The organism is Desulfovibrio sp. JC022, from assembly GCF_010470665.1.
Lineage (GTDB): Bacteria > Desulfobacterota > Desulfovibrionia > Desulfovibrionales > Desulfovibrionaceae > Maridesulfovibrio.
The window spans coordinates 90983-102990 of the sequence record NZ_VOPZ01000003.1 but is presented as its reverse complement, the minus strand read 5'-3'; the positions used below and the strand labels follow the sequence as shown (position 1 = coordinate 102990).

The window sequence follows — 12008 nt, the reverse complement described above, 5'->3', positions numbered from 1 at the left end:
ATTATTAACCCAATCCGGGTTTAATCCCTGATATCAGTCCGCTTGCTTTCCAGCGGCTCCCACTCAAGAGGCGAGTCGGCAGCAATCCCCTCACGACGGGGAAGCATGCCTCGTGATTTGAAATAATCATCCGGGCGGGCAACTTTTTTCCACCAGAGGTAATACCCCTTACTTGGTATATACCTGCAATACAACCTCTGAAATTCCCGCTGGGCAATGGGAACGGCAAGAGTAAACTCCCTGCCACGTTCGGAAAATCCGTAATCCCGCCCGACCTTCACTTTCTTCCAGTCAGCAAAATCCTGAACATCCTTTAGAGGGGTCCCGTTAATAGCGGAATAGTATCTGAATGAACCGTCAATATCCTTAATCCGGTAAACTTTTCCCGAAGGAGAGCGATCGACGGCAAAAGAGACAGGCTTGAACTGGACCTTTTTGGAAAAAGTCTTGCGCGGTGAACGATATAAAAGCACTCCGTTTTTAAGAAAGAACCCGTCTTCCTGCTCATAAAACGGAGACTTAGTGCGTTTACTTACATCCCACTGGAAACGTTCACCCTTTTCAGTGACAATATTAAGATGGGAACCGTAGGCCTTTACAGATTCAAACGGTCCGCCCTTAATTTTCTGATCAAAAATGCGAGTCAACTTAAGTGGACTCCACATGACCATTTTTCCGGTGGTATCCACTCCCATGAGAATTCCTTCCTCATTGGAAAAGGTCAGGGAAAGCGGCTGATAAGTAAAGCGGTCTATCCTGCGCAATTTACCGTTGGCGGGGCCGACCCAAAGCCTGCGGGCAACATCAATCAATGCCAGCCAACTCCCTCTCGGGGAGAGGGCAAACATATCCACGGTACTGTTAACATCATGAACACGCACCCTTGCACACTCTTTGACATTAAAGACCTCGACAACCTTATTTCCTCCGGATGAAACAGCCAGATAGGGAGACTCCGAAAACCATGACACGGAATTCACCGGATCTGAAGCAGCCTGAACGGCAGCACACCCCTGCCCGCCATACATGCGGACCACGCCATTTTTTAACCCGGCAGCAAGAATATTTCTATCCTGCACGTAGGTTGTTACATCCTTGTCCAGATTGACGACCTCGTTGCTCTTACTGAGTTGCACAACATAATTCCCGGCCATATCTTCTGGCGGACGGTTATAAATGCTGTCCAAGGGCGAATATTGCTGCGAAGCAGCATATTCGACAAATCCAGCTAAACTGAGAGGAGCATTCCCCACAAGTTCGGAAACATCGATATTATCATCGGTGACAAGTGAAGGTTCATCTGTCGCTGGGGAAGGCTGCTTCGCACACCCGGAAGCCAAAATTGCGAGGAGTGTGAGGGCCAGAATGATTGACTTATTATTCATAATTCCTTCATTTTCAGAAAAGAAGTTTTGAAAACACCTTAAAGCACGGTTATAAGCAATGCAATCGCGCTTTCCAACAGGTTGTGTTAAAGCAGAGCGTATAAAAGTCAAGCCCGGACTCAAAACTACCCTTGCCCATACCCCGGTAATCCGGCACAAGAAGCTGACATCAAAACAATTCATTTCCTATTTAAATTATGCTTAAAAAAATTATTGATATTATATCCGGCAATTCAGACCAAAAAACTGATGTGCATTTAAAAAACAAAAGCTGGCGGCTGCCTGCTCTGGCACTATTCTATGTTCTGGCATACGTACTTTTTGACCTTGGCACGGACAGCATTGCGCGCCATTACATTTTTTGTATCTTTCTGGTTGTTTCCAGTCTCTACTTTTCATGGAGACTCGGCGGCCGGGAAACTATGACCTACGTAGGCTTTTTCAATATTTTCTTTGCCTTTATTTTTTCCCGTCTGCTGCACATGACCGGAAATTTCTCATCCAAACTCTTTCTAAGCCGCTCCTTTATGACTCTCTATGTGGTGGCTATCATTTTCATGTTCATCATGACCAAACGTAAATCCCCGGCGGACCGGGAAAAAATCGATAGAGAAAAATCCATCCGTGATGAACGTCAGCGACGGCGACAGCTGGAACTCATGGTCGCCACGGAAAAACTGACCGATGACATGATCATCCAGGCCAACATGGTTAAAGACGAACTGATGGTTCTCCAGAACTCATGGAAATCCCAGATTCATACCATTGTAAACGACCTGCCCAAAGTAAAAGAACGTGAGCTCTATAACCAGATCGTAACGCCTTTTGAGGAAAGCATCATCGAACATCTGCGTGATCTTGAAAAAAGACTTTCCTTCAAACCCCAGCTCATAGGCCTTGACGAACTTGCGCTGAACCTTACAGATAGGCTTGAAAATGATCAAAAACAATCCCGGCAACGACTAGACCTGCAATTCAATTTTGAAAAGTGGATAAACAGAGAAGAAGAAATTTTCGTAGATCGTTACAAGACATGGGAGATTCTGCTCAACCTGATCAGAAACAGCCAAACAGCCATGGAGCTGCGCCAGATAGAATTACTGAGGCAGGGTAGTGAAGCGTTCAAATCATTCAAGCCCCGCTTATCCATAAACGCCGACGTCCAAGGCAATTACGCTCAGTTAACAGTGGCAGACACCGGAGGCGGGGTTTCCGACGACAGTTTGCAGGACCTATTCAAAAGAGCTGTGCCTTCGGCAAAACGCAAGGGCAAGGCCATGGGACAGGGAACTGTTTTCGTAAAATTTTTCAGTGACAACATGGGTTTTGACATTTCAGCAAAGAACACCGAAACTCTTGGTTCAAAAGGACTCGAAGTAACAATACTCATCCCCCTTGGAACCTTCGGCCCCGCAGGGGCTATTCCAGCAGCAGGAGATAAATAATGACCCCGGAACAGGACCCATATTTTTTTGTTTTGGCAGACGATGACCCGCGTTTGCACGAATACACTGTTTCAATCCTCCGTGACGCGGGAATATTGGAAAAGCATGAATCATTCTATGATCCAGTCTCCTTTCTGGCCTTTTTGAAGGAATCCGAAGAAGAACCGGATGTGATCCTGCTGGATGTCCATTTCGAAGGCTCGGGACTGAGCGGCGTGGACATCCTGCCGTTCATTCGCGAGGAATATCCGTATATCCCGGTCATCCTGCTGACCGGAATGGATGCCGAAGCCACTGACGAAGCCCAGTCTGATGTCTTCACCTACTTCATCCCCAAACCGGTAACCGAAGACCACCTGCTGCGCATGCTTCATTTCTACCTCGGCAAAAGCAAAAAGACCGCGGAGCAGGTCAACACCCTCGTGGCCGAAATGGAAGAAGTCAAAGGCTACCACCAATTGCTGGAAGAAGAGGTGGAACAGCTTCAGGACGAGCAACGCAGGCTTGAGGAGCAAAGCAAAACCGATAAGACCGGTAGTGCCGGAAAAGGTTTTGAGAGAGTTACAGAGATACTCGAATCCCTGCTGACCAAAAGTGAAGCCATGCCCAGCTTTATCGCCGACCTTGAAAAGGTCTACTCCACTCAGTTCAAACTCTTTAAAAAGGTAATCGAAACCCTTATCCGCTTTGATGTGCAGGATTCCGGTACTCCGGGCATGAACATCCACAAAGTCAAAGGCACCCAGAATGTATTCAGTGCCCGTCTTTCCAGAAAAGTAAGGCTCTTTTATTACAGCTCAGCTAAGACGACCAGAAAAAGGCTATTAAGATTAGACATTTACCACAACACCAAGGGTATGGACAAGTGGATTAAAAACAACTACCATTCCTACGCTGAAATAGAAGAGTAATAATAGGATATATTTTTATATGGAGCTGAAAGCCACCAAATTTCCAACATGGCTGTGGCCGCTCGCCTTCGGGCTGGCCACGGCCTATCTTGTGTCGTCCTTTGTCCCGCTGCCCAAACCGACTGCCCCCATTTTAGGCCAGTCATTTTCCTCTGATGCGGCAACAAAGATTGAAAAAGATTCCAAGCTTATTCTGGAAAAGAATGTCCTTGGGCTGGACAACCCTGCTGAAATTCAAAAAAAAGCCAAAGTAACTCCATCCACATGGATGCTGGTCGGTATCCTTACCGGGGAGACCGACATGGCAGTTTTCCGAATCAAAAAGGAAACTGTCATCCTCCGCGAAGGAGATGAGCACGAAGGCTGGACTCTTTCTGAAATCAAGCCGCAATACGTTATCTGGAAATATGGACGGGAACAGAAAAAAGTCGCCATGTGGGATCAGGTCCAAAGCCTGAAACTTGTGCGCGGAAAGACTAATAAAATCACTGTTAACAAAGCTGAAGCCAAAGAAATCCTTGATGACCCCAATGCTTTCCTCAAGCAGGCACTCTTCAAGCCTAATTCCAAAGGCGGAAAGACTCAGGGCTTCAGGGTAACCAATATCAAGTCCAATTCCCTGCTCAAAAAGCTGGGTCTTGAAAACGGTGACGTACTCATGCGCATCAACGGTGAAATGATCAACGGACCGACCAAATTGTTGCAGGTATACGGTTCTCTCGGCGGGGCTTCGGCCATCTCCATTGACGTGGAGCGCAAAGGACGAATGCTTTCCCTGATAGTAGAACTCAAGTAGGGATGTAATCGAAAATGCCTACTTATCAATATCGAGCAGTCACCAAGGAAGGGAAGAAGAAAAAAGGCTTTGTCGAAGCCTCTTCCCAGTCAAAGGCTTTTGCCACCCTGCAAAGCAAGGGCTTGATGCCCCTGCGTCTTGAGCAGGTCAAATCCGGGCAAAAAGAAAAAAGTTCCACCCAGTCTTTCGCCGCCTCCATGTCCATGAGCGGAAAGATCAGGCTGGGGGAATCCTTTTACTATCTTGGAATCCTGATCCAGAGCGGAACCGCGCTGGCCCAGTCTCTTGACATGATGGCCCGCATGAGCGGCGGTAAAGCCAGCCACACCTGGATGGAAATCCGTGATGCTGTCCAATCCGGGGAAAGCTTTTCATCCTGCCTTGCCAAATATCCCAAAATTTTCCCGCAGGTTTATGTGGGCATGGTGCAGGTTGCCGAATCCGTAGGTAAACTAGGCGACGTACTTGAAAATATTGCCAAGTACGAAGAAGAACGCGCCGAAGTAAGTGGGCGGCTTATGACCGCCATGGTCTACCCGGTGGTTATCCTGATGATCGGTATGGGCGCGGTCTATTTTCTGCTATCCGAAGTTCTGCCCAAGATCACCGGCATATTCAAAGCCGCCAAAGGCGAACTGCCCACCTCCACAAAAATAGTCGTGGCATTGGGCAACACCCTTGAAAGCCTAGGACCCATGGCCCTGCTCATTCCGCTGTGCATAATTTTCGCTTTTATCAGTGCCTACAAATCAGTCCCCAAATTCCGGGAAAAAATTGACGGGATGCTCTGGAAAATGCCACTGGTGCAAAAGACCACTCTGGCACGCTTCTCCGGTATCCTCGGATTCCAGATTGATGCCGGAATTCCCCTTGTGCAGGGCATGGAAAGCTCCGCCAACGCGGTAAAATCCACATTTTTTAAAAAGAAAATGGCTGAAGCCCGCGAAGAAGTCGCCACCGGACGATCCCTAAGTGCTGTGCTTGCGGAACAAAAAATTTATCCCGATATTTACATCCTGACCCTCACCGCCGGACAAAAATCAGGCGAACTGGGAAAATTTCTGCAACGAATGGGTACCATATTTGAACGGGATGTGGATAACTTCATGAAGCGAGTGGTCGCCTTGGCTGAACCTATGCTGCTGCTGTTCATCGGCATGCTCATCGCTTTTATTGTTGTCGCCATCATGGGCCCGATCTTCGACCTCACCACGCTCGTCAAATAGGTAACAAATGACCGAAAAACAACTTTCCGACTTCATAAAAAGGGGCAAGGAAGTCCTTGAAATTGAAGAAAAAGGACTTGCTTCAATCCGTGATTCACTAGATCTCAACTTTGCCGCAGCAGTTGAAATGCTGGCAGGATGCAAAGGACGTGTGATCATAACCGGACTGGGCAAATCAGGCTTGGTAGGCCGCAAAATTGCCGCTACCATGTCCTCCACCGGAACCCCGTCCTTTTTCCTGCATCCGGTAGAGGGAGCCCACGGGGACCTCGGCATGGTCCGGGCCGAAGACGTAGTCATCTCTATTTCCAACAGCGGGGAGACTGACGAACTTAACGCATTACTCCCGGCTATCCGGTCCTTCGGCACTAGGATCATTTCCATTACCTCGGAAATTGAATCCACCATGGGCCGACTTTCAGATATCGTAGTCAGGACAAAAGTCCCCTGCGAAGCATGCTCCCACGGACTGGCACCGACATCATCCACCACCGCAGCTCTTGCCATGGGCGACGCTCTGGCGGTCTGCCTTATGGACCATAAGGCTTTTGACAGTCAGGATTTCAAGAAATTTCATCCCGGCGGATCACTGGGCCGCAGGCTGACCCTGTGCATCAGCGAACTCATGCACACGGACAACATCCCCTCCGCCCCGAGGGACGAACCTCTTTCCAAGGCCCTGACAGTACTCGACAAAGGTGGATTAGGTCTCGTTGCCCTGACAGCAGGAGAAAAACTTTCCGGTGTCATCACTGACGGCGATGTACGCAGGATGGTCTGCTCCGGAAGCTTTGACACCAACATGCCCGCCAGCACGGTCATGATCGAGAATCCTCTGCGTATTACCCCGGACATGTCCGCAGCACAGGCCCTCGACATCATGGAATCCAAAGAGATCACCGTGCTGCCCGTCGTAAACGGAGAAGGCATGCTAACAGGCATGATTCATCTGCATGACTTATTAGGCAAAGGCCGTCTCAAGTTCGCCGACAACGTGCGTAGTTAAGCCTTCGGCGACCCCGCCGGGGGCCTTAAACCCTTTTTGTAAAAAGGGTTTAAGAATCCCAAAAACTTTTATTAGGGCTTCGCCTCTAAGTAATATGAAGTCGCTGATAATGAAAAATTTCACCCCCTACTAACGCGTTTTGGGAAAGGGGTAAGGAGTCCAGAGGAGAGGGGAAAACACTTTTTGGCGTTAGCAAAAGGGTTTTCCCCTCTCCTTTGGTCCCCGAAGGGCCGCCGGAGGCAAACATGTGTGGAATAGCAGGCTTTATTGATCTTACCCGTTCATCTGATGCTACGAGACTGGAACGCATAGCCCGTAAAATGGGCGACGCCCAGAACACGCGCGGACCGGACGGTTCCGACCAATGGGCTGATCCTGAATGGGGCATAGGACTTGACCACCGCCGCTTAGCCATCATCGACCTGACCGAAGAGGGCGTACAGCCCATGCATTCCAAATCAGGTCGGTACGTTACAGTTTACAATGGTGAAATATACAATTACCGCGACCTGCGTACGGAACTTGAACAAGCCGAAGACTTTCCGGGGTGGCGCGGCCATTCCGACACCGAGGTCATGCTTGAAGCTGTCGAGCAATGGGGCTTTGAAGAATCACTCAAACGGTTCAACGGAATGTTCGCCATCGCCATCTGGGACCGCAAAGAGCATTGCCTGTTGCTTGCCCGTGACCGTATGGGCGAAAAACCGCTCTACTATTCCAGACAGGGCCACAATTTTCTGTTCGGCTCTGAACTGAAAGCCCTCATGGGCTACAAAAAATATTTCAAACGTGAAGTGGACCGTGACTCACTGGCCGCTTATCTGCGCTACTGCTATGTGCCCGCACCGCATACAATTTTTAAAGATACATTCTGCCTCATGCCCGGCACATGGACCTGTCTGCGACCGAACGGGGAACTCATGGAACCCCGGCCCTACTGGTCCCTGCTGGACTGCGCCCGTGAAGCTGAGAACAAAATTTTCACTGCCCCGGACAATGCAATCACCGAAACTCTGGAAGATCTGCTGCTCAAAGTCATTGAGCGGGAAATGATTTCAGATGTACCGCTGGGTGCGTTCCTTTCCGGCGGAGTGGACTCATCACTCATCGTATCTCTGATGCAGCAATGCGCGCTGGCTCCGGTCAAAACTTTCACCATCGGCTTTAATGATGAAGCATACAACGAAGCTGACGATGCCAAGGCTGTAGCCAAGCACATAGGAACCGAACATACCGAGTTGTATGTTTCACCACAGGACGCACTGAATATTGTCCCCCAGATTCCACAAATCTGGGACCAGCCCTTTTCAGATTCCTCACAGATTCCCACCCACCTTGTTTCACGCATGACCCGTGAGCATGTGACCGTGGCCCTTTCCGGTGACGGCGGGGATGAGCTTTTCGCCGGCTACAACCGCCATGTCAAAGGCTGCTCTTTGTGGAACAGGCTGAAAAATATTCCCGCTCCCCTGCGCAAAATGCTGGCCGGATGGATTTCTTCCGTACCACCGCATAGCTGGAACAAAGTATTTAAAATGTACGGCCCATTCCTGCCGTCCGCTTTACAGATACGGCTACCCGGACAGAAAATCCATAAGCTTGCTGATGTAATGGGAGCTGCATCCGCCTCAGAATATTACCGGGACCTGACTTCCATCTGGCTCAATCCTGAAGCAGTTATACGCAACGCCAATGAATTCAAAGGGCCGTTCCAGAACGATAACCGCCAACCGTCACAGACTAACCTGACTGCATGGATGCAGTTCATGGATGCAGCCAACTACATGACTGACGATATCCTGACCAAGGTTGACCGAGCGGCTATGGGTATCAGCCTTGAAACCCGCGCCCCTTTCCTTGACCATGAAATTGTGGAATTTTCCCAGCGTCTGCCTATGCACCTGCGTATAAACAACGGGCAAGGCAAACATATTTTGCGTGAAATTCTATACAAATACGTACCTCAGGAAATGATAGAACGTCCCAAAATGGGCTTCGGCGTGCCCATCGACAGCTGGCTGCGTGGACCGCTACGCGAGTGGGCCGAAGAACTACTGGCCCCGGATCGTCTGGACCGCGAGGGCTATTTCAATACTGGCGCAGTGCGTCTGGCATGGAATGAACACCTGACCGGAATCAAGGACAACCAGTATAAAATCTGGAGTGTGCTCATGTTCCAGAGCTGGTGTGAGCACTGGGAGATTGGGTAACCTATTAGGACTATCCCCCTTTATAGAATAGCTCTATTTTTGCTTTTCTGGATTGTACTTAAAAACAAAACCGTTCAGTTCAACAGTCGGCTGCCACTGCCCGTAACTCGTTGCCCTGATTCTTCTAGCCATTTCCTCTTTTGACATGTCAGGCGTAATTTTACCTAATTGATCAAATTCCTTACGAGTAAAGGGTTTACGACTCCACTTTAAATCTGACTTGGGAAGCTCCTCACCCTTGAGAATAAAATCCATAACCTCATAGAATAACATTATCTGCGTGTCGTATGTACGAGACAGGACACTATCTACTGTATCATCCGGATACAAAGAAAACTTTTTAACTGCAATAACATCTCCTGTATCAACTGCTGCAAGCATGTGATGACAGGTGACTCCATACTCTTTTGCTTCCTCGTACAAAGCGAAATTATTACACCCAATCCCCGGATAATCGGGAGTTGCGGGATGAAAATTGATTGCAGCACATTTTGCCTTTTCAATTATGCGTTGCGGGATAACCCATCTTGAGAGATAAGAGATTACAAATTCCCCTTCCCACTCATCAATTTCAGCAGGGAATTTCTCCCCCCACTCTCCCAGATAAGCAGTAACTGCACTAAAGTTAGTTTCACAGAACTTCAAAGCCTTCAGGCAGCAGCTGTCATCTTTTTTTCCCAAAAATAAAACCCTATTCTTTTGTTCAGACATACTCATCTCCAACTAAATCTATATTTGTTCTTGATAAAACTTGATCAAAGAGTCTACCGACTCCCTTGGAAAATTAACTTTATTTTCAAAGACAAATGAATCGCATAAATTCCAATCTTTACTCGCAAACAAATCTTCCCACAAGACATTCCACACATCAACATGCACAACTAAATCAATTGCGTTTGCCTGATGCACTTCTGGCAAGATATGGGTATAAGCAAGAACCAACTCTCTGATGCGCATATTATTATCTTTTATCACTTTGGCAAAAAGCAACTGCTTTTCATTGTCCAAGTACTGCCTGTAAACAATATTGCCGCGTTTCAAGAGCGTATCCAAACGCCCGAGAAAATCAATTATTCGCTCATTACTTACATTCATAACAACTCCCAAAAATATTTTTCAATAAAACCTCCTAACCTTGCTTCCAGAGTTAGGATTGACACACACTCAAAACCGCAAGTACTGTCCGCTCAATTACTGGAGGAACAATGAAAATAGCAGTCATAGGCGGGTACGGACCTTCCCTTATAAATTTTCGCGGCCCCATGCTTAAAGCCATAAAAGATGCCGGACATGAAGTCTACGGCATTGCGCCGCCTGATTCCCCAGACGTGCCAAAAAAGCTAGCTGCAATGGGTATTAAATTCGTTGAAGCACCCATTCAGCGCACAGGCATGAATCCTATCAAAGATTTGGTTGCTCTTTTCGCATTGGTTAAAATACTAAAAAAAGTTAAACCTGACACGGTCCTTTCCTACACCATCAAACCAGTTATTTACGGCTCCATCGCAGCAAGAATAGCCGGGATAAAAAACATTTATTCTATGATAACCGGACTGGGCTATGCCTTCGGGCAGACTTCCGGTAAGCAAAAATTGCTCTTCAAGCTGGTAAAGAACATGTACCGCGCCGGATTGGCTTGCAATAATGCGGTCATTTTCCAAAACCCGGACGATAGGGATCTATTTAAAGAGTTAGCCGTAATTCCGGCAGAGAAAAAAACTATCGTGATCAATGGCTCCGGGGTTGATCTTACCCACTACTTAAACTCCCCTGTCCCGGAAGGACATCCGGTATTCCTCTGCATTTCCCGGCTGCTCAAAGAAAAAGGCGTGCGCGAATTCGCAGAAGCCTCCGTGCGCTTGAAAAAAAAACATCCGCAAGCCCGGTTCAGACTAGTCGGTCCCCACGATGATGGCCCTGATTCAGTAAGTGACGATCTTATCGCAAAATGGCAGAATGGCGGAGTTGAATGCATCGGCCCGATTGCCGATGTGCGCGAAGAACTGAAAAATTGTTCGGTCTATGTGCTCCCCTCATACCGAGAAGGAACCCCACGCTCGGTACTGGAAGCCATGGCAACCGGACGGGCCATTGTGACCACGGATGCAACCGGATGCCGCGAAACAGTACTCGAAGGACAAAACGGTTTCATGGTTCCGGTTAAGGATGTTTCTGCATTAGAACTGACCATGGAGGAATTCATCCTCCAGCCTGATCTTTTGCTAAACATGGGTAAAGCTTCGCTTAAATATGTTGCTGAAAAATATGATGTTAACAAGGTCAATGCGACCATAATGAAAGCCATGGGACTGTAAATGACTGTAAAAAGATGTTTTGACCTTGTTGTTTCCATATCAGCCCTAATCATTTTTTTTCCTGTGCTGGTCGGAGTAGCCATTGCCATTCATAAAAAAATGGGGGGCGGCATCTTTTTCATCCAGCGCAGGCCAGGATTAAACGGCAAGCCTTTCAATATTTTAAAATTCAAGACCATGTCTGATGCCAAGGACGAACACGGCAACCTACTCCCGGATTCGCAGCGCCTGAGCAAATTCGGTAAAATCCTGCGCTCCACCTCGTTGGATGAACTCCCGGAACTGATCAATGTAATTTTCGGAGATATGTCACTGGTTGGGCCGCGCCCACTGCTCATGCAGTATCTTCCCCTTTATTCTCCTGAGCAGGCGAGCCGACATGACGTGCTTCCCGGTATCACCGGATGGGCACAGGTTAACGGACGCAACGCCATTTCATGGGAGGATAAATTCAAATTTGACGTCTGGTATGTGGACAATCATAATTTGTGGCTGGATATTAAAATTCTCTACCTTACTGTTGCACGCGTTTTTAAACGAGAAGGCATCAGTCAACCAGGACAGGCCACCACTAAATATTTTATGGGCAATACAAATGAAGACAAAAGCCGCTAAGCAGAAGAATCAGAGGGACTTGGATTTAATACTTATAAAAACACTACCTTCATATTAAAACAATCATTACAACCACTTTCATAGAATAATTGCCGAACT

General features: G+C 47.9%; 11 protein-coding genes. 8 read left to right on the top strand and 3 right to left on the bottom strand.

All coding sequences use genetic code 11. The annotated features are described in order from the left end of the window. Positions 1–20 precede the first annotated feature (20 nt). Positions 21–1385, bottom strand: a complete 1365-nt coding sequence (locus FMS18_RS05665; RefSeq protein ID WP_163292780.1) for a WD40 repeat domain-containing protein — start codon at positions 1383–1385, stop codon at positions 21–23. Positions 1386–1636: 251 nt separating this feature from the next. On the opposite strand from FMS18_RS05665, the gene FMS18_RS05660 reads away from it, so the two are divergent. The 6 genes from FMS18_RS05660 (at position 1637) to asnB (ending at position 8979) form a co-directional block, all read left to right on the top strand. Further along, positions 1637–2830, top strand: coding sequence for an ATP-binding protein (locus tag FMS18_RS05660; RefSeq protein ID WP_368854149.1), 1194 nt, complete (start codon positions 1637–1639; stop codon positions 2828–2830). Then, the gene (locus FMS18_RS05655) at positions 2830–3741 is read left to right on the top strand and encodes a response regulator (RefSeq protein WP_163292778.1); all 912 of its coding nucleotides are present in this window, start codon (positions 2830–2832) and stop codon (positions 3739–3741) included. The genes FMS18_RS05660 and FMS18_RS05655 overlap by 1 nt, the downstream gene beginning before the upstream one ends. 19 nt (positions 3742–3760) lie before the next feature. Next, entirely contained in the window at positions 3761–4537 is a 777-nt protein-coding gene (locus FMS18_RS05650; RefSeq protein ID WP_163292777.1) for a PDZ domain-containing protein, read from the top strand. Positions 4538–4551: 14 nt separating this feature from the next. Next, positions 4552–5763 carry a type II secretion system F family protein gene (locus FMS18_RS05645; RefSeq protein WP_163292776.1) on the top strand — a complete coding sequence of 404 codons (1212 nt, stop codon included), beginning with the start codon at positions 4552–4554 and terminating at the stop codon, positions 5761–5763. A gap of 7 nt (positions 5764–5770) precedes the next feature. Then, the gene (locus FMS18_RS05640) at positions 5771–6769 is read left to right on the top strand and encodes an SIS domain-containing protein (RefSeq protein ID WP_163292775.1); all 999 of its coding nucleotides are present in this window, start codon (positions 5771–5773) and stop codon (positions 6767–6769) included. Between the two features lie 245 nt (positions 6770–7014). Then, positions 7015–8979 carry an asparagine synthase (glutamine-hydrolyzing) gene (asnB, locus tag FMS18_RS05635; RefSeq protein ID WP_163292774.1) on the top strand — a complete coding sequence of 655 codons (1965 nt, stop codon included), beginning with the start codon at positions 7015–7017 and terminating at the stop codon, positions 8977–8979. A gap of 33 nt (positions 8980–9012) precedes the next feature. Here the strand turns inward: asnB and FMS18_RS05630 are convergent, their stop codons facing one another. Together FMS18_RS05630 and FMS18_RS05625 are read right to left on the bottom strand one after the other, a co-directional pair. Next, positions 9013–9690 (bottom strand): formyltransferase family protein, encoded by a 678-nt coding sequence (locus FMS18_RS05630; RefSeq protein WP_163292773.1) that lies wholly within the window; start codon positions 9688–9690, stop codon positions 9013–9015. Between the two features lie 18 nt (positions 9691–9708). After that, complete coding sequence (locus FMS18_RS05625; RefSeq protein WP_163292772.1) at positions 9709–10074, bottom strand: hypothetical protein; 366 nt, start codon at positions 10072–10074, stop codon at positions 9709–9711. A 110-nt stretch (positions 10075–10184) separates the two neighbouring features. Here FMS18_RS05625 and FMS18_RS05620 point away from each other — a divergent pair, with 110 nt between their 5' ends. Continuing rightward, entirely contained in the window at positions 10185–11294 is a 1110-nt protein-coding gene (locus FMS18_RS05620; protein WP_163292771.1) for a glycosyltransferase family 4 protein, read from the top strand. After that, positions 11295–11909 carry a sugar transferase gene (locus FMS18_RS05615; RefSeq protein WP_163292770.1) on the top strand — a complete coding sequence of 205 codons (615 nt, stop codon included), beginning with the start codon at positions 11295–11297 and terminating at the stop codon, positions 11907–11909. The last annotated feature ends 99 nt before the right edge of the window (positions 11910–12008 follow it).